We start from the raw sequence: 18,297 nt of genomic DNA, 5'->3' as shown, positions 1-18,297 counted from the left end.
CCGCAGCCCGAAATGACACGAGCACATCCGGTCCCAGGCCGCACGCGTGGTCATGAGGCCGAGGTCGAACGCTCGGTCATGGGTGAGACGGGGTGATGGCGGCTGAGAGCCGGTCGCGTCAAAGGTCTCGACAAGCGCGTCGTCCGCGCTGAACTACCCCCAGGCGGCGGGGAATTCGAGGGCGGGTGGGCCGGACCCGGCCCAGGGTCTCGATCATGCTCTCGGTCATCTGCAACTGGCATTCCCTGCGCATCCGTTCGGTGCCCCTGACTCGGTACTGACCGAGCATCCCGTCGGCACCTGGTCATCCGCGCACGTTCATCGTTCGCCTCAGGTTGACGAGGATTCCCTTCATGCGTACCACCGCACTCCCCACCTTTGTGTTCGTCCACGGTGGGTCAAGCAACGCCCGCGCCTGGGGGCCGTTGCAGAACGAGCTGGCACTTCACGGGCACCGTTCGTACGCCGTCGACCTGCCCGGTCACGGCGACCGCGCCGGCCAGCCTGCCGCCTACTACCGGCAGCCACAGGACCTGACGGCGCTGGCCGCCGCCCCCTCCTCGATGCGAGGGATCACCTTGCGGGACAACGTCCGTCACGTGGTGGATGTCCTGCACCGGCTCGCCCCGTCGGGGCCTGTGGTGCTGGTGGGCAACAGCTTCGGCGGCCTGACCGTCACCGCCGTCGCGAATGCCGTGCCCGAACTCCTCGACCGTACCGTCTACCTCTCCGCGGTCTGCCTCAGTGATCCGATGGTCACTGAGGAGTGGGACGTCCTCGACGACAACCTGCTGGACGCCGCAGCCGCCCGCATCACCGTGCCGGACACCGCGGCGCAGGGGGTGGTACGGCTGAACTGGCGCGCCGCGCACACCGACCCCGTACTGTTCGCGCAGCTCAAGGGGGCGGTCATGGCCGACTCCAGCGACCACCAGTTCCGTGTGCTGCTCGACTCCATGGACCCGGACGAGAACTCCGCGGTACTGGAGGAGGGCGCGGTGGCCCGAGCCGCGCGATGGGGCACGGTCCCGCATACCTTCGTACGCCTCGGCGAAGAGCTGAGCATTCCCCCGGCCGTCCAGGACTACATGATCCGAGAGTGGATCACGAGTGCGCCTGCCGGGGCGAGTGGGCCGGAGCCCACCGGTGGATGACTTCCCACCGCGGGAACCGGCGCCGGCAGAGTCCTGTCTCCCGCCGTCCCGGCACCGCTCAGAACCCGTACCGCACGAACCGCATCGCGTGCGCCAGTGGCGGCACATGGGCGAGCGCCCTGGTCAGGCGTCCGGCGATGCCCGGCTGGTGGCGCGCGATGAGGTCCACGGCGGACACCTGATCCAGCAGGCGCAGGGGCGGATGCTCACGGGCGAATGCGGCGGGCGATGGCAGCGCCCAGCGAAAACCCGTGCCCGCGCGCCGCATTGACGGCTGCAGACCGGCGACGGTCCTGACCCAGGGGGCCACCCCGTCGAAGACGAACCGGCCGCTCGCGAAGTGGCTCGGCACGCGGTCCGCGAGCCGGGCCACGTCGTCCGGTGCGAGGTACATCAGCAGCCCCTCCGCCAGTACCAGGGCCGGACGGTCCGCGGGCACGTCGTCCCACCACGCCGCTTCCGTGACCGACGATCCGATCGTCCGGACCCCTTCCACCGGTCCGTACAGGCGCTCACGCAGTTCGATCACATCGGGATGGTCGACGTCGATCCACCGTGCGGTCACCGGCCTGGCCACCCGCAACGGCCTGCTGTCGAGCCCGCATCCCAGGTGCAGTACCAACCCGTCGGGGTGCTCTTGGAGAAACTGGCGGGTCCAGGTGTCGAACTGACTGGCCCTGGTCGCGACAAGAGGCGCGTTGCCCCTGAGATTGCGCAGCCGCTCGAAGTCGTAGTCGATCCGGTCCATCGTCTGCTGCGCGTGGCGGTCGCCCAGGATCGGCCGCGCGCGGCGGTTGTCCAGCGCGCGCAAGTACAGCGCCATCAACAGGGTTTCCTTCTCCTGCCCCAGACGGACCTGTTCTGTCATGGAGTCTCCTCCCCTCGTGGCTCGCTGCCCGGCCCTCCCGGTGCGAGTATCGGCTGGTGCGGGTTCCCGCGCACCTCCACCCGTTGCGTTGGCGCTCCGCCGCCGAGCACCGCGACACTGGCGCGCACTGCCGACGGCTGCCAGCAGCGCGCGCTCGCGGGGGCATCGCAGGACGCGGTCTAAGCCGTTTCGCGTTTGACCGCGATCATGACGGCGTCATCGTCCAGACGACCACCTACGTGGCGCAGCAAATCGCCCTCCAGCCGGGAGAGGAGTGCCTCCGGGCTCGTGTCCGTCCACCCGGCGATGCGCTCCAGGAGCGGGTAGAAGTCTCCCGTGCTGCCGCGGGCCTCGGTCACACCGTCGGTGTACATGAGCAGGAGTCCGCCGGCTGCCAGCGGAAAGCTGGAGGCGACGTAGCGCTGCTGCGTCAGCTCTCCCAGGCCGAGTGGAGGCGCCGGGTGCGCAGTCTCCACCACCCTGAGGCGGCCGGCGTGCATCACGACCAGCGGGGGGTGCCCACAGGAGATCATCTCTACGTCCCGGCCCTCGTCGGGGATGTCCAGAACCACTGCCGTGATGAACGTTTCCGCGTGAATCCCCTGATCATGTCGGCCTCGGCGCACACTCCGGTCGAGGTATGCGACCAGCTCGTCCAGGCGCGACGGGTAGGGCGCGGCGACACGGAACGCCCCCAGCAGCAGCGCGGCGTCCTCGACCGCGCCCATGCCCTTTCCCCGCACGTCGCCGACGATCAGCCGGGTGCCGGAATCCGTGCGGACCGCACCGTACAGATCCCCTCCGATACGGGCTTCGGCCTCCGCCGCGAGGTAGCGGGAGGCGACGCGCAGCGGCCCGAGCCGTCCGGGCATCGGCGGCAGCACCACACGTTGAGCGGCATCGGCCACGTACCGCACCTGCCGGAGCTCCCCGGCCCGACGTTCCCGCACCACGCAGAAGATCACCAAGCTCGCTCCGACCAGCACCAGGGCGAGGATCTGCGCCTCGTGGTTGGCCGAGAGCAGCTCGTCCGGATCGCGCGCCACCCCGATGGCCGTCTGAGCCAGTACCGCCAGTCCAGCGACCAGCCCCACCGTCCAAGGTCCGCCGAACATGGGTGTGACGGCCGGAGCCGCCACCAGCAGAGGGCCCAGGTGAATGTCCGGCGGCGCCAGTACGTCGACCACCGACACTGCGGCAATCCATACGACCGGGACGGCGACCCACGCGCGACCTCCTCGCACACGTCGGCGAAGCGCTGCAACAAGTTGCGACATGGCTCCTCTCTACACGGACCCGCGACTGTCACACCTCCAGCCACGCGGGCCCCAAGTGCCCGACGGGCCGCAGTCGGCGCGGGCGCTCTTGATATTGCCGCGAGGGAGGGCTGGAAAGAGGACGTGCCCGTTCCGGTCGCTGATCGTCCCGTTGAACGTACGGAAGACCGGCCTCCCCGCCGCTGACAAGGCCATTTTCGGTCACGGCCCCGACCGTCCGAAAGTCGGTCCTCGCCTCCATTTGTTTAATTCGAAACGAGTGGTGCGATCAAATGCCTCTGTCCCTTGAACAAGGTACGCAGACGCGGGTGTCGAGGCCCAAGGGGCGGGAACTCGATCGCTTGTCCTGAACCGTGTCCCCAGTCGATTCAAGGAGAAGTCGTATGAACGAACAGAGATGATTCGCCCTCTATGCACCTTGGCAGAGGTATTTGCTGGATATCGGAAAGAGCGCCTGCTCACGTGCCGTGAGAGAACCGCTTGCATGCATGAAGGACTGTCGTTCCGCCAGAATTATGGAGACACCATGCATAAATCCGCACCCCTTGACCTCGGACTCTCCTGTGCCGAACATCTCGCCCGTGTTCCCGGCGCTCTCCTGGACTGCGTCTCGGACGACCTGTCCCTTCTTCTCGCGTACCACGGCGTGCGGGAGAACGAGGAGCCGTTCTCCGTGGACTGGCGATTCGATCTCCGTGAGGACCCGGGCGGCGCGCCGCCGCGGCTGCGAATGCCCGCCGCTGATCTGGAAGCGCGCATCGCTGCACGAACCGGGCTTCTGCTGACCTGGCGAGCCGCAGCGGACACCGACCGCGACGCCCGGGACTGGGCGGAACAACTTGAGGGCGGACGGCCGGTCCTCGTGGTGGGGGACGCCTACCACCTCCCCTGGCTTCCGTACCACGGCAACGAGCACATGGACCACGGCTTCGTCGTCGACGGCGTCCACGGCTCCCTCCAGCACCCGCGGGAACTGGTGCTGGACGTGATCGACCCTTACGACAACGCCACCCGCTGGGGAACCTCCAGGCCGCTGTCCACCACGATCTCGCTGGCCGACCTCGCCCCGGCGCTCCCCGGCGGACGATGGGGCGTTCTGCGGAACGTCCCCCAGGCGGACAGTCACCCTTCGGCCGAGCAGCTCATGGCAGACAATCTGCTGGGCCTGCGATCAGCTGTCGGGGAGAACGCCTTCAAGGCATTCTGTGCGGGTCTGGACGACAGCAATCCGGATAGCTGGGACCACTACACCCTTCAGACGTGGCTACTGGCTCGCTCCAGGGCTTTGCACCTCCGCTGGCTGACAGCCCACGCGCATGAATTGCGGGATTTCAGCCGGAACGCCGTGGATCTTCCCGTCCTGTTCGGCGAGAACGTGGCCAATCCGTGGAAACAGGCTGCTCAGTCCTGTTACCTCGCAGCTCGGCGGAGCGCGGCCGGCAAGAGCGCACCCCCGTCGGCCCGCGAAAGCCTGGAACGTGCCGCAGCGTCCGAGGCTGAGTTCGTCGAGTTCCTGGGCAGGCACTCCCAGTGAACGACTTCCTGTGAACGACTTTCCTGTGCAGCGACTCCCTGTGCAGCGACTTTCTGTGACACGAATTCCTGTGAAACGACGTCCGTTCCCCTCAGACACAGGTCAGGAGAACAATGTTCTGGTACGAACGCATTCTGGACACGGCCGCGCGACATCCGGAAACCGTCGCACTGGAGGAAGCGGAACGGCCGGTTTCGTACGGCGAGTTGCGGGGCGCCGTCGACGCGATATCGGCTTGCCTGCGGCGGCTGTCCCCTGACCACGGACGCATCGCCATCGAGACGCACAAGGTGCCCACCACCGTCGCGGCCATGTTGGCAGTCCTCGACAGCGACCGCTCCTACGTACCGCTCGACCCCGCATCTCCGGCCGAGCGCCGGCAGTTCGTGCTGCGCGACGCCTCGTGCGCGTTGCTCATCACCACGCGACCCGAGCGGGAGGACGCGGACCTGTCGGTTCCCGTCCTCGTACTCCCGGAGAATCCCGGCGACCTCACCACCCTGCGCCGGCACCTGGACGCGGTCGCACCCCCGCTCTCCACCGCTGCGGAGCACCGTCCGGTGGTCGGCGATCAGGTCGATGGCGTCCGCACGGAGGCGGACGCGGAGGCGTACGTCCTCTACACCTCCGGCTCCACCGGGACCCCCAAGGGCGTGGTGATCAGCCGTCGCAACGTCATGTCCTTCCTGGACTCGGTCGGCAGCGCCTACCCGCTGCACCGCGGCGACCAAGTGGCTGTGCACGCCCCTCTCCACTTCGACCTGCCCGTGTACGACGTCTATGTGGGCCTCGCCGCCGGTGCGACCCTGCACCTGGTTCCGGAGCGAACCGCCCTCTTCCCGCAGGCGTTGACGCGCTTCCTTCAGGAACGCCGCATCAGCCACCTGTACGCCGTACCGTCCGCCCTGACCGCGCTCCTGCACCGCGGCTCCCTGAAGCCCGGCAGCCTGCCCGACCTGCGTCAAGTTCTCTACGCCGGTGAGGAGTTCCGGCCGAGTGCGCTGGCGTCCTTCCTGGCAGCCGTCTCCCCGGCTCGGATCGCCAACCTCTACGGACCCATCGAGACCAACGTGGTCACCGCGTTCGACGTAGCACCCCACGACGTGGAGAGCGGTCGGGTCCCGCTCGGCCACCCCGTGCCCGGAGTCACCCTCGCCCTGCGCACGGCGGACGGCACAGTCACCGAACGGGCCGCGGTGGAGGGCGAGATACTGATCGCCGGGGACTCGGTGACCCCCGGCTACCTCAACCGCCCCGAGCTGTCGGCGGACACCACGGTGGTCGCGACCAGCGAATCGGGCCCGCACCGCTTCTACGCGACCGGTGACTTCGCCCGGCGTGGCGACGACGGGCTGCTGCACCTGCTGGGCCGGCGGGACGGACTGGTCAAGACCCGCGGCTACCGCGTCGAACTCGGTGAGGTGGAAGCGGTCCTCGGCGATCACCCGATGGTTGCCGACGTGGCCGTTCTGGCCGTACCTGACCCACGGCTGACCAACACGCTCACCGCCCTGGTCGTGCCCTCCGGCGCCGGAACGGACCTGCCCGAGTCAGAACTGTCCAAGGTACTCACCCAGCACTGCCGCACCAGGATGCCCGCCTACATGGTGCCCGGATCCCTCAGCGTCGTGCCCGAACTGCCGCGCACCAGCACCGGCAAGGTCGCGCGCTCCGCACTGCGCGACCTCGCCCTTCCCTCGGCGGGAGGCGCCCGATGAGCGGCGTCGCGCAGCCGCGGGCGGACCTGGTGGCACTGGAGGCGGACGTGTTGGCACTGGAGAACGAGGCGGCCGGGCTGGTGGCCGACCACCTCGGCCTGTCCGCGGACCAAGTGCGTTCCGCAGCCTCGCTGTTCGACCTCCCCGGGTTCGACTCGCTGGCCGTGGTGGCCGTACTGGACGGCCTGGAGGAGCGGTTCGGCCGCGAGGTTCCTCCCGAGCGCATCGTGCCGGAGGCGTTCGAGACGCTCGGCTCCCTCGCCGCACTCTTCCTGTCCGCAGGCCCCGCGGGGCCCAACTCCCCCGAGGAGGCAGCCACATGACCGTCACCCTGCTCCACGACCTGCTCGACCGACAGTCGGCGAGCACCCCCGACGCGCCGGCACTCACCCGGGGGGACACCACCTGGACCTACCGGGAGCTGCGGGAGCACAGTCAGGTGCTGGCCGCGCACCTCGCCGACCAGGGGGTCGGCCGCGGCGACCGGGTACTGGTCCTCGCCCCCCACGCCGCCGAGACGGTCGCCGCGCTCTTCGCCGCCTCCCGGCTGGGCGCGATGTACTGCGTGGTGAGCGACCAGACACGGCCCTACCACCTGCGCCACATCCTGGCCGACAGTGAGCCCGCGGTCGTCCTTGCCACCGGGGAGGCCGCAGCCCACGTAGAAGGTCAGAGCGGGTGCACCGTGCAGTGGTACGACGCACGCACACAGTCGTCACCGGTCGTTGCGACGTCACGAGAGGCCGAGAGCCGACAGACCGGTGCGTCGGTTGCTGCCGCGTCACCATCTGCCGACAACCGACAGACCGATGTGCCGCTTGCTGCCGCTTCACCATCGGCCGACAACCGACAGCCCCGCGTGCCCGTCGACGCAGCACCACCATCGGCCGAGAGCCGTCAGCCCTGCATATCGGTCGACGCCGTCGCTCTCACCTACACCTCCGGCAGCACCGCCATGCCCAAGGCGGTCGTCTCCACCCACCGCCAGGTCCTCTTCGCGGCCTCCGCCGTGCAGGAAGTGCTCCGGTACCAAGCCGGCGACCGTATCTTCTCCTGCCTTCCGCTCTCCTTCGACTACGGCCTCTACCAGGTCTACCTGGCCTGCGCGTCCGGCGCCCATCTCGTGCTCGGCGACAGCAGTCAGGCCGGTCCCGGCCTGCTCACGGCGCTGCGCGACCACGGCGCCACCGTCCTCCCGCTGGTCCCCTCGCTTGCCTCCAACCTGCTCCGGCTCCTGGCCCGGTCCGACAGTGCTCCGCCGCCCCTGCGGCTCGTCACCAACACGGGTGCGGCGCTCTCCCCCGGTCTCAGCGCCCAGCTCCGCCAGGCCGTCCCCAACCTCGCCGTGGTCCCCATGTACGGACTCACCGAGTGCAAACGCGTCTCGATCGGGGAACCGGACCTCGACCTGGTACGCCCCGGCTCAGTCGGCCGTCCGCTGAGGGACACCGAGGTCTACGCCGCCGGCCCTGACGGCCTGCCCCTGCCGGCCGGGCAGACGGGGGAACTCGTGGTCCGCGGACCGCACGTGATGGCGGGTTACTGGCGCGCCCCCGAACTGACCGCCGCCCGGTTCGCACGGGACGAGATCGGCCAGCCGCTGCTGCGTACGGGCGATCGCGGCCGGGTCGACGCCGACGGCTACCTGTACTTCGCGGGCCGCGACGACGACCAGTACAAGCAGCGCGGCTTCCGGGTGAGCGCCGTGGAGGTGGAGGCCGCCGCGCTGGACATCCCGGGAGTCCGCCTCGCCGCCGTGCTGCCACCGGCCGACGGACACGAGGCGGTACTGGCGGTCAGCGCCGACATGCCCGTAACCCACCTGGCCAAGGAACTGGGCGAGCGCCTCGACCCGGTAAAACTCCCGTCCGCGTACCGGGTCCTCGACGAGCTTCCGCTGAGTGTCAACGGCAAGGTCGACAAGCGGGCACTGGCCGAGACGCTGCGTGCACCCGGGGCCGCCGTATGACACTCCTGGCCGACCTCGCGCTGACCTACGGCACCCCCGCCTACGTCTACGACCTCCAGATGATCCGTTCCGCCCACGCCGACCTGCGGGCCGCACTGCCGTCCGGGGCCGAGCTGTACTACTCCGTCAAGGCCAATCCGCACCCCCAGGTGATCGCCTGTCTCGCCGGGCTGGGCTGCCGGACCGAGGTCGCCTCGTGCGGGGAACTCGATGCCGCGCTCGCGGCGGGGGTGGCGCCGGAGCGGATCCTGCTGACGGCCCCGGCCAAGAGCGAGAGCACCGTCCTGAACGCCCTCGCCCGCCGGGTCACCCACTTCTCCGTGGACTCCCCGACCGACCTCGCCCGCATCGCCGGTCAGGCCGAACGGATCGGTGTGCCGGCCGACTGCCTGCTGCGGGTCAACGCCGATCAGGCCGTGCCCGGCATGGGGTTGTCCATGACCGGAACCGCGTCGCAGTTCGGCGCGGACGCCTCGTGGATCCTGCGGGAACCGCATCTGTTCCAGGGCCATGACATGGCTCGGGTGACGGGCCTGCACCTGTACATGGGGACCAACATCGGTGAGCAGGAACGGCTGCTGCGGCAGTTCACCATCGGGGTCGAACTGGCCGCCGAGCTGCGTGCGTCGCTGGGCGACCACCTCAGGACCATCGATCTCGGGGGCGGTTTCGGGACCCCGTTCGCCCGAAGCGGCGAGCGCCCGGTCTTCCCCGCCCTGGCCACGGAACTGGCGTCCGTTCTGGACGGCGGTCTGCCTGGCTGGCGCGACGGGGACATCACCGTCGCGTTCGAGTCGGGCCGCTACCTCACGGGGGACTGCGGCCATCTGCTGACCACCGTCCTGGACACCAAGGAGTCCAAGGGGACACGGTTCACCGTCCTGGACACCGGGATCCACCACCTCGGCGGCATGTCGGGGCTCCGGCGGGTGCCTCCGGTCTCCCCCGACGTCATCCGGGCCGCGGAGACCGACGATCACGGGTCCACGCACGCGTACGAGGCCGATCCCCGGGCCACGCGTCCGTACGAGCCCGATCCCCGGCCCACGCATCCGTACGAGCCCGATCCCCGGCCCACGCACGCGAACCGGCCCGGGACCCGGACCGCCTCCGACGTCGAGTCGCAGCAACCGGGCGTACTCGCAGGACCTCTGTGCACCCCCCTCGACACCCTGAGCCGCAACATCCCCCTTCCCGCCATGGACACGGGCGATGTGCTCGCCATCCCCAACGTCGGGGCCTACGGCTTGTCCGCCAGCCTCGTCGCCTTCCTCGGGCACGCGCTGCCCGTCGAGATCGTCCTCGACGGCGGACACGTCGTCTCGGCGTCCCGACTGCGCATGACCCGTGACCCGGTCGACCCCGAAGCGAACGGGCCCTCGTACCCCGTCCACCACACCGAAGGAGTACACGCATGACAAACGATCAGTTCGAGAACCTGCTGCGCGCCCGGCTGCCCTACCTGCCGGCCGACCAGCCGCTGCGCGACGACGCCAACCTCACACAGCTCGGGCTCGACTCGATGCAGGCCATGGAGCTGCTGTTCGACATAGAGGAGGAGGCGGGCATCACCGTCCCGGACTCGGCCATGAACGCCGAAACCTTCGCCACTCCGTCCAGCCTGCGCGCCGTCGTGGACCAGCAGGCGGCGGAGGAGGCCGCATGAGCGCCGCCGCGACAGTTCCCGTGACCGACCGGCAGGCGGCGCCGATCGCCGCACGCGTCGAGGCCGTACTGCCGGTACTGCGGGCGGATGCCAAGCAGATCGACCACGACGCCGCTTTCCCCGTGCGCGGTCTGGCGGCGCTGCGCGAGAGTGGGCTGATGGGTCTGCTGGTCCCGAGTGAGCACGGCGGGCTGGGCGGCAGCCTGACGGACCTGGCGCACGTCGCGCAGGAGCTGGCCGGGGAGTGCCTCTCGACAGCCATGATCTGGGCGATGCACTGCCAGCAGGTCGCCGCCCTCGTCCGGCACGGCAGCCCCGGTCTGCGGGCGGAACTGCTGCCCCGCATCGCCCGCGGTGAGGTGTACGTCGCCTCCGTCACCAGCGAGAAGTTCAAGGGCGGGCACTTGCTGAGCGCCCGCTCCCCGTTGACCGACGAGGGTGACGGCGCGCTCCGGTTCGACCGGGACGCGCCCATCGTCACCGGCGGGGGGCACGCCGACGGCTTCCTGATCACCTTGCGGGACGGCGTCGACGCGGCCTCCCACGCGGTGACGGCCGTGTACGCCGATCGCGACCGCCTCACGGTGGAGGAGGGGGTCGACCGGTGGAACCCGATGGGCATGCGCGGCACGCACAGCATCCCGCTGCGGCTGCACGGCACCGTGGACGCGAGCGCGGTCGTGGGGCGGCGCGGCGCGTTCAAGGACGTCGCGGTGGCCGACTTCGTCCCCGCGGGTCACATCGCCTGGGCCGCGTGCTGGCTCGGCGCCGTCCGCGGCGCGCTCCGTGCCGTCCTGAACCTGCTCCGGTCGCCGGCGGGACGAAGTCAGTTCGACCTCTCCGGACAGCAGTTGCGCAGCCGGCTGGCCAGGGTCCGGATGGATCTCGACGCCATGGCCGCCCTGCTCGCCCAGGTGACCGCGGAGAGCGACGGGCGTCGTAGCGCCGCCGACGCCGAGTCTCAGCCCGTGCAACTGCGGTTGAACGCCCTGAAGATCTTTACGGCGGAGCGTTCCTTCGCCTGTGTCGACGAGCTGATCCGGGTGGTCGGTCTGCGCCACGGATACATGCGTCACGCCGACCTTCCGCTGGAGCGGCTGTTCCGCGATCTCAGGTCGGCCAGCCTCAACTACGCGGACGACCGTCTGCTCGCGGCGAACGGCGCCATGTGCCTGCTCGACAGGGAGGTCTCCCTTGCCGGCTGAGCGGACCCTCGCGGTGGCCCAGGCGTCGGACGCCACCTCTTGCGACGGTACGCTCACCCGCCTGGAACACGCCCTGGACTCCATGGCGGACCCAGCTTCCCCGGCCGATGGCCGGACACTGATCGGCGCCCTCGGGGAGGCCGGAGTCGTCGCGGACTGCCTGTCGGGACGTGACCCGCAACAGCCACTGCGGCTGCCTCTCCTGCAGAGCGTCCTCGGTGCCCTCACCGGCAGGGTGTCCAACGGCGCCCAACTGGCCTGCCTCCTGCACCTGTCGACGATTGCCCCGCTGTCGCTGCGGCTGGCCGGCCAGGAACGGTCCGGCCCGCTGGTCCGCGGCCGGGCGACGGCCGCCCTGGCCGCGACGGACTCGGGAGCGGCGGGGTCCGACCTGTTGGGGCTGACAACCACCGCGCGCCGGGACGGTGACGCGCTGGTGATCGACGGGCACAAGAGCTGGATCACGGGCGCGCGGTGGGCCGATCACTTCCTCGTCCTGGCCCGCCACCGCGCCGGCCGGCACTTCTCGGACTTCTGTCTCGTCACGGTGCCCGCCGACGCGCGCGGCGTGACGGTCGAACCGCTGGACACCCCGTTGCTGGACGGCGCGGGTCTCGGCTCCCTGGCCCTGGACGGTGTCCGGCTGCCGGCGGAGGCGATGTTGGGGCGGCCAGGCAGAGGCATGGTCGCCTTCACGACCCAGATGGGCGCCGAACGTCTGGCGGGTGGCATGTGGACGGCCGCACTGTGCCGTCGGCTGCTTGCCACCGCCGCCGACGACGCCTCGCGGCGCCAACTGGCCGGCCGCGCCCTGTGGGCGGAGTCCGTCGTACGGCAACGCCTGGGCGGCCTGCTCGCCCGGGTCCGGCTCCTGGAGGCCCTCGTCGACGACATCGTCACCCGCACCTCCGTGACCGGCCGTTTCCCGCTCGCCGACGCTGCCGTGGTCAAGGCCACGGTCGGTCCGCTGGCCGGGGAGGTGGCGGACACCTGCCTCCACCTCGCCGGAGCGGCCGGACTCGCCTCCGACAGTGCCCTGTTGCGTACAGCCCAGGACGTCCGGGCCTTCGCGATCGCCGGAGGGAGTACGGAGACCATGCTGGAGCTGATCGCCGAGGGGCTCCCGGGCGCCTCGGGACGGGAAGGGCCCCGGCCATGACCCTCGTTCGAGTCGGCTCCGCAGCGTTCGTCCGCGTCCTGCCGAGGCCGGAACACGGACAACAGGACGACACCGTACTGTCGCCGGAGGAACGCGCCAGGTGCGCGGGCATGCCACCGCACCGGCGCCGGGAATTCGTGCACGGCCGGAGCCTGGTGCGCCACCTGGTGGCGGAGCTCACCGGCGCCGACCCGAGCCGGATCCCGTTGTGCCTCGACGCCCGGGGGGCGCCCCGCGTGGCGCACGGCGGTCCGGGCGTGTCCATCTCCCATTCGACCCGTCACACGGCGGTGGCGGTCCGGCTCGACGGCCCGGTGGGCGTCGACGTCCAGGAGCCTCCGCCGGTGGTCAACGAGCGGATGGTCCGCCGGTGCTGCGGCGCGCAGGCGCAGGCGCTCCTCGCGCTGGGCCCCTCGGAGGCACGCGTCGCGTTCGCCCGCGTCTGGGCGGTCCAGGAGGCGGTGGTCAAGGCCATGCGGCTGGGGCTTGCCGGGGCACCTTGGCGGGTGCCGGTGCAGCTCAACGAACCGCACGGTCTCTGGCACGGCGTCGCCTGGCGGTCGCTGCCGCACGTCGAGCCGGTGGCGCTGGCCGTGGCCACCTCGTCCGTCGGCCAGGTGTGACCCTGCCCGTTCCCTCATCTCCCACCCTACGGAGGTATCGCCATGACGGCTCACCCGCTCGCTACCACGACGCAGTCCACCCCCGCCTCGTCCGTCGACCCCACCGCGGCCGGGCCCCCCGGTGGTGCGGGAGCGGAGGACTTCCGCGCCTTCATGACCTCTTGGCCCAGCGGAGTCTCGGTGGTCACCGCCCGGCACGGTGACGAGGCGCCCACCGGCTGCACCGTCAACGCCGTACTGTCCTGGTCCCTGCGTCCGCCGATGATCGCGGTGTGTCTGTCCGCGGCGAGCCGGACCCTGCGGACCGTCCGGGCCTCGGGCATGTTCGGACTCAACATCCTGAGCTGGGAACAGCGTCAACTCATCGACCAGTTCGCGACCGCGCCGGCGCACGAACGGTTCGACGGCGTGGTCCCTCTGCACCCGGCAGGGCCGACGCTGTTGAGCGGCGCCTCGGCCGCGGCGCTGTTCACCGTGTGCGCCACGTTCCCCTACACCGATCACGTCCTGGTGATCGGCCGTCCGGTCGGCCACCTGTACACGCAGGACGTGGCTCCCGTCGTCCTGCACAACAGGGGCCGCCGCCATCTGACGGAAGGATGAGACCTGTGCCGACCCTGTCAGCCGATTTCTTAGGAGACAACTCATCGACGAGATCCGACGCCCCGGGATGCAGCTCTTACACCGTGGCGATACTGAGGGGAGACATGACCCCGGAACAAGTGCGGGACGTCGTACACGGAAATGCGGAAAACGACGCGTGCGTGGTGGTGGTTTCCAGGTTCGTGATGGGCCGCGTCGAAGGAGGGGACAGCGTGTTGCCGACCGTACTGGCGGCTGCCGCAGAGGCCCTCGAACGAAACTGGGACGGCTCCGGGAATTCCACGTGCACGGAGAGCGAATTGCCGGGGATCGTGGACGGTGGCCGGGAGTTGAAGCGCGTCGTCGGGAGCGGGAAAGCAGGTGAGGACACGCCGTGCGCGGCGGCGCAGTCACCTCAGTTGTCCACCCGGGAAAAAGAGACCCTGCTTCTCGTCGCCGACGGATTGACCCGTAACCAGGTAGCACGCCGCATCGGGATAAGTCCGCATACCATCGACACCTATCTCAAGCGCATACGGGCCAAGCTCGGCCTGGGAAACAAGGCCGAACTCGCCAGAGCCGCGGAACGGTACCGGAGCTAGGAAATCTCGTACAGGGCATCGGCCGCGCGCCGGACGGACACAAGGCCGTTGCCGGGCCGGGCACAGGTTCGCTGCGACGCCTCGAAGGCGTCGCAGCGAACGTGTGCCCGGCCCTTGCTCACTCCACCAGCTTGGCCACCGGCTGGTGGCCCGCGCCGCCCGCCGCGCGCAGCAGGGCCACCACCTTGTCGGCGATCTCTCCGGCCGAACCAGCCCCCGGGCGCGGGCCGCCGAAGAAGCTGCGCACCAGCGTCTGCCGCGGGTCGAAGTCGAATCGGACCGTCGTACACGTCATGGGCAGGCCGGGCCGGAACGGACCGAGTTCCGTCGTCCGGGGGGCCGAGGCGTCAGGGCCGGGACGCCCGCTGCCCGGCAGCTCGCCGGTACCGCGGCTGACGTGCAGCTGGACGTAGCTGACGCCCTCCTCCTCAAGTACCGCCCGATAGGCGGGTATCTCCTGTGCCAGCCGCGGGACCGAGAGCCGCGAGTGGCGGACGGCGCGCATCGAGGCGCGGTACATCTCCTGGGCGTGCTCCGCAAGGCTGCGGTCCTCCCGGACGTGGCAGACCAGCGGCCGCTCGTTGATGAAGTAGCCGACGACTTCGCCGGCCTGCTGTCGCCGACGGGTGGAGACGGGGGTCTGGACGACGAAGTCGCGCTGTCCCGTGCGCTGCCACAGCGCCAGTGAGAGGAGCGTGGAGATGGCGGTGAACTCCGACACGCCGAGTTCCACGCTCAGTTGCTGGATCGTGCGGTCCAGTTCCGCGCCGCCGTGCAGGTGGTCGCGTTGGCTGAGGACCGCGGGGCCGGTGACGCCGCGCAGTGTGGGGTCGTGCAGCGGGGAGACGGTCTCCAGGGCTGAGCGCCAGGCGGTGGTCTCGGGAGCCGCACCCCGCTCACCGTCCGCCGCCCGCTGCCGGCAGAGGTCGGCGTAGGCGTTCGGCCCGGGGAGCCCGGGGTGCCGGCCGTCCTCGATCAGGGCTGCCAGTTGGCCTGCGGCGACGACCGAGGAGCGGGCGTCGGACACCAGATGGTCCATGGCGACGACGAGGGCGGTCTGCCCGTCGGCCCCCCGTACGAGCTCGAAGGCCGCCCGCACCGGCTCCGCGGCCGGACCGAGTTCCGCGAGGTGCAGTGCGGCCAGGCGTTCCCGTACGGTCCGCGTGACGTCGGTGGTCTCGATCGTCACCGGCCGGGGGCAGAGGTCTCCCGTCCACTGGGCCGTGGGCGGGCTGTCGCGCAACGCCGTGCGCAGAGCAGCCTGATGCTCGCAGAAGCGGACCACGGCGTCCCGGACGCGTGCCTCTTCGACGCCTGCAGGGAGCGGAAGGGTGAATGTCATGTTGTGCGCCACTCCCGGCCCCAGGAGAGTCTGCGCGTAGAGCATGCTGTGTTGCTCGGCGAGGAGGGGGAAATTCATTCCACTGGCTCCTTCGGGGAATTCGGGCACGGCGATGACTGTGCACCGTATTCCGTATCGTCATTCCCTGCACGTCCCTGAAACAGGGGTCAAGGTGGCGGGGCATCAATTCCCGCCCACCGGGGACCTGGTCGAGGTGTCGATTCGAGCCGGACGCACTGCGGTTGAGGTGCGTTCTCTCCGTCAGGGGAAATCGGCCAGGGTAATCGGCGCGAACGTCCATCGGAGGAGAAACATCGTGACTTCCATACTGATCACCGGCGGGCAGGGCTATGTGGGATCGACGCTGGCCCGTCAACTCGCCGCCCGTGGAGTGCGCGTCACCGTCGTCGACAACTCCTTGGTGCCCGGCGCGAGGATCGCCGGCTCCCGGGTCACCTACGTGGCCGGGGACATCCGCGAACCGGGAGAGTGGCAGTCCGCCCTGCGCGGTGCGGACGCCGTCATCCACCTGGCCGCGGTCGTGGGCGATCCGGCGTGCGGTCTGGACACCGACCTCGCCTGGCAGACCAACTACGTGGGCACGGTACGGGTCGCGGAGGCGTGCCAGAAGGCCGGCGTCGCCACCCTCGTGTTCGCCTCGACCTGCAGCAACTACGGAGCCACCGAGAACGACGAGGAAGTCGACATCTGGTCGCCCCTCAACCCCCAGTCGGTCTACGCCCAGTCGAAGATCATGGCGGAGCACTACCTGCTGTCCCTCGCCGGCAGCGCTCTCAACGCGCACATCCTGAGGTTCGCCACCGTCCACGGACTGTCCGACCGCATGCGCTTCGACCTCGCGGTGAACGTCATGACCGCCCATGCGGTCTCCCGTGGCGAGGTCGCCGTTCACGGCGGCCGGCAGTGGCGGCCCTTCCTCCACGTCCAGGACGCGGCGAGGGCGCTCCAGGCCGCGACGGACAGCACCGTTCCGACTCTCTACAACTGCGGTTCCGGGGAGGAGAACTACCAGATGGCGCAGATCGGGGAGATCATCGCCCGGGAGATCCCCGGCACCCGCGTCACCGTCCAGGACGAGGCCGCCGATCCGCGCAACTACCGGGTCAACTTCGAGCGCATCCGCCGGGACAGGCTCTTCCAGCGCCGGTTCGGCGTGGTCGACTCGGTCCGCGAGATTCGGGACGCCATGGCCCACGGACGCTACCTGGACTTCACCGACGCCAAGTACAGCAACTTCCTCACGGCGCAGAACTCACTCACGGCGCGGGACACGCTCACCGCCGCCGCGCCGGCCGGTGGCGCCCACATCGGCATGTTCTCCCCCATCGCGTCCGTCTGACCCGACTGATCCGTCTGATCCCTCCGGTCCGTTCGAGAGGAACACCGCATGAAGACCGTCAGCACCGCCACCACGCACCCGGCACCGTCACAAACCGGTGACCGCCCGCCCATCCCGCTGGTGCGGCCCACCGTCGAACCGGACAGCGCCCTGCTGAGCAGGATGGACGAGGTCCTGAGGTCGGGGATGCTGACCAACGGAGTGTGGGTCGGCCGCTTCGAGGAGGCGGTCGCCGAGTACCTCGGGGTGCGCCATGCGGTGGCGGTCAGCAACTGCACAGCCGGCCTGATGCTGGTCCTGCGCTCCATCGGCAGGGGCAAGGACGTCGTGGTGCCGAGCTTCACCTTCATGGCGACCGGCCATGTCGCCGCCTGGAACGCCCAGAACGTCCTCTTCGCCGACAGCGACCCACGCACCTGGACCCTCGACCCGGCCGCCTGCGCCGAGGTGGCCCCGGCCGCGGGCGCGGTCGTCGGCATGCACACCTTTGGCGCGCCGTGCGACGTCGCCGGACTCCAGCAGGCGGCCGGCAGCCACACGCCCCTCGTGCTGGACGCGGCGCACGGCTTCGGCAGCCGCTACCCCGACGGGACCATGGTCGGCAGCAAGGGACTCGCGGAGGTGTTCAGCCTGAGCCCCACCAAGCCGCTGTCGGCGGGCGAGGGCGGACTGGTCACCACCAACGACGACAGCCTGGCCCAGGAACTGCGGACCGGCCGCGAGTACGGCAACCCCGGTGACTACGACGCCCGTTTCGTCGGACTGAACGCGCGCATGCCCGAACTGTCCGCGCTGGTGGGCCTGTCCGCGCTGGAGCGCTTCCCGCACTGGCTGGAGCGCCGGCTGTCACTGGTCCGGCGCTATCGGCGCAATCTCGCCGACCTGCCGGGGCTGACCTTCCAGGACGTGCCCGAAGGCGCCCGCAGTTCGTACAAGGACTTCGGGGTCCAGGTCGCCCCCGAGGTGTTCGGCACGGACCGCACCCAACTCGCCAAGAGCCTGTCCGGCGAAGGCATCAGCACCCGCTTCTACTTCGACCCGCCGCTGCACCGCCAGACCGCGTACCGCTCGGAAACGGCCCCGGCCGCCTTGCCTGTGACAGACCGGCTGTCCGAACGGATGATCACCCTCCCGCTCTACTCGCACATGCCGGAGCATGACGTCGACCGCGTTTGTGACGTGGTGCGCCGGGCACATGTCGATGGCTTTTCGCACGCGGTCTGACCACCGCCGAAAGG

General features: G+C 70.1%; 17 protein-coding genes. 14 read left to right on the top strand and 3 right to left on the bottom strand.

The window, feature by feature from the left end:
- Positions 1-353 precede the first annotated feature (353 nt).
- Positions 354-1,154 carry an alpha/beta hydrolase gene (locus tag ACIQM4_RS02485; RefSeq protein ID WP_401584883.1) on the top strand — a complete coding sequence of 267 codons (801 nt, stop codon included), beginning with the start codon at positions 354-356 and terminating at the stop codon, positions 1,152-1,154.
- A gap of 58 nt (positions 1,155-1,212) precedes the next feature.
- Here the strand turns inward: ACIQM4_RS02485 and ACIQM4_RS02480 are convergent, their stop codons facing one another.
- Together ACIQM4_RS02480 and ACIQM4_RS02475 are read right to left on the bottom strand one after the other, a co-directional pair.
- Complete coding sequence (locus ACIQM4_RS02480; RefSeq protein WP_401584880.1) at positions 1,213-2,022, bottom strand: class I SAM-dependent methyltransferase; 810 nt, start codon at positions 2,020-2,022, stop codon at positions 1,213-1,215.
- Positions 2,023-2,201: 179 nt separating this feature from the next.
- The gene (locus ACIQM4_RS02475) at positions 2,202-3,299 is read right to left on the bottom strand and encodes a PP2C family protein-serine/threonine phosphatase (protein WP_401584877.1); all 1,098 of its coding nucleotides are present in this window, start codon (positions 3,297-3,299) and stop codon (positions 2,202-2,204) included.
- A gap of 484 nt (positions 3,300-3,783) precedes the next feature.
- On the opposite strand from ACIQM4_RS02475, the gene ACIQM4_RS02470 reads away from it, so the two are divergent.
- From ACIQM4_RS02470 to ACIQM4_RS02420, 11 genes are all read left to right on the top strand, one after another.
- Positions 3,784-4,833, top strand: coding sequence for a BtrH N-terminal domain-containing protein (locus ACIQM4_RS02470; RefSeq protein ID WP_401584874.1), 1,050 nt, complete (start codon positions 3,784-3,786; stop codon positions 4,831-4,833).
- A 113-nt stretch (positions 4,834-4,946) separates the two neighbouring features.
- Positions 4,947-6,551: an amino acid adenylation domain-containing protein gene (locus tag ACIQM4_RS02465; RefSeq protein ID WP_401584872.1), complete on the top strand. Its 1,605-nt coding sequence runs from the start codon at positions 4,947-4,949 to the stop codon at positions 6,549-6,551.
- Complete coding sequence (locus ACIQM4_RS02460) at positions 6,548-6,874, top strand: acyl carrier protein (protein ID WP_401584869.1); 327 nt, start codon at positions 6,548-6,550, stop codon at positions 6,872-6,874. The genes ACIQM4_RS02465 and ACIQM4_RS02460 overlap by 4 nt, the downstream gene beginning before the upstream one ends.
- Positions 6,871-8,520: a class I adenylate-forming enzyme family protein gene (locus tag ACIQM4_RS02455; protein WP_401584866.1), complete on the top strand. Its 1,650-nt coding sequence runs from the start codon at positions 6,871-6,873 to the stop codon at positions 8,518-8,520. Before ACIQM4_RS02460 ends, ACIQM4_RS02455 begins: the two co-directional genes overlap by 4 nt.
- Positions 8,517-9,938 (top strand): type III PLP-dependent enzyme, encoded by a 1,422-nt coding sequence (locus ACIQM4_RS02450; RefSeq protein WP_401584864.1) that lies wholly within the window; start codon positions 8,517-8,519, stop codon positions 9,936-9,938. Before ACIQM4_RS02455 ends, ACIQM4_RS02450 begins: the two co-directional genes overlap by 4 nt.
- Complete coding sequence (locus ACIQM4_RS02445) at positions 9,935-10,186, top strand: phosphopantetheine-binding protein (RefSeq protein WP_401584861.1); 252 nt, start codon at positions 9,935-9,937, stop codon at positions 10,184-10,186. Before ACIQM4_RS02450 ends, ACIQM4_RS02445 begins: the two co-directional genes overlap by 4 nt.
- Positions 10,183-11,391, top strand: a complete 1,209-nt coding sequence (locus tag ACIQM4_RS02440; RefSeq protein ID WP_401584858.1) for an acyl-CoA dehydrogenase family protein — start codon at positions 10,183-10,185, stop codon at positions 11,389-11,391. The genes ACIQM4_RS02445 and ACIQM4_RS02440 overlap by 4 nt, the downstream gene beginning before the upstream one ends.
- Positions 11,381-12,550, top strand: coding sequence for an acyl-CoA dehydrogenase family protein (locus ACIQM4_RS02435; RefSeq protein WP_401584855.1), 1,170 nt, complete (start codon positions 11,381-11,383; stop codon positions 12,548-12,550). The genes ACIQM4_RS02440 and ACIQM4_RS02435 overlap by 11 nt, the downstream gene beginning before the upstream one ends.
- Entirely contained in the window at positions 12,547-13,173 is a 627-nt protein-coding gene (locus ACIQM4_RS02430; protein ID WP_401584853.1) for a 4'-phosphopantetheinyl transferase family protein, read from the top strand. Before ACIQM4_RS02435 ends, ACIQM4_RS02430 begins: the two co-directional genes overlap by 4 nt.
- Before the next feature lie 42 nt (positions 13,174-13,215).
- Positions 13,216-13,776 (top strand): flavin reductase family protein, encoded by a 561-nt coding sequence (locus ACIQM4_RS02425; protein ID WP_401584851.1) that lies wholly within the window; start codon positions 13,216-13,218, stop codon positions 13,774-13,776.
- Between the two features lie 104 nt (positions 13,777-13,880).
- Positions 13,881-14,357 carry a response regulator transcription factor gene (locus tag ACIQM4_RS02420; protein WP_401584849.1) on the top strand — a complete coding sequence of 159 codons (477 nt, stop codon included), beginning with the start codon at positions 13,881-13,883 and terminating at the stop codon, positions 14,355-14,357.
- Between the two features lie 118 nt (positions 14,358-14,475).
- On the opposite strand, the gene ACIQM4_RS02415 is transcribed toward ACIQM4_RS02420, so the two are convergent.
- Complete coding sequence (locus ACIQM4_RS02415) at positions 14,476-15,777, bottom strand: condensation domain-containing protein (protein ID WP_401584846.1); 1,302 nt, start codon at positions 15,775-15,777, stop codon at positions 14,476-14,478.
- Positions 15,778-16,015: 238 nt separating this feature from the next.
- Between ACIQM4_RS02415 and ACIQM4_RS02410 the strand changes: the two genes are divergently transcribed.
- Positions 16,016-17,059: an NAD-dependent epimerase/dehydratase family protein gene (locus ACIQM4_RS02410; protein ID WP_401584843.1), complete on the top strand. Its 1,044-nt coding sequence runs from the start codon at positions 16,016-16,018 to the stop codon at positions 17,057-17,059.
- A 48-nt stretch (positions 17,060-17,107) separates the two neighbouring features.
- Positions 17,108-18,283: a DegT/DnrJ/EryC1/StrS family aminotransferase gene (locus ACIQM4_RS02405; protein ID WP_401584841.1), complete on the top strand. Its 1,176-nt coding sequence runs from the start codon at positions 17,108-17,110 to the stop codon at positions 18,281-18,283.
- Positions 18,284-18,297: the final 14 nt, after the last annotated feature.

Origin of the sequence: Streptomyces sp. NPDC091272, from assembly GCF_044757485.1 — a bacterium.
GTDB lineage: Bacteria > Actinomycetota > Actinomycetes > Streptomycetales > Streptomycetaceae > Streptomyces.
The sequence above is the reverse complement of the archived record's forward strand: the minus strand, read 5'-3'. Positions and strand labels throughout refer to the sequence as shown.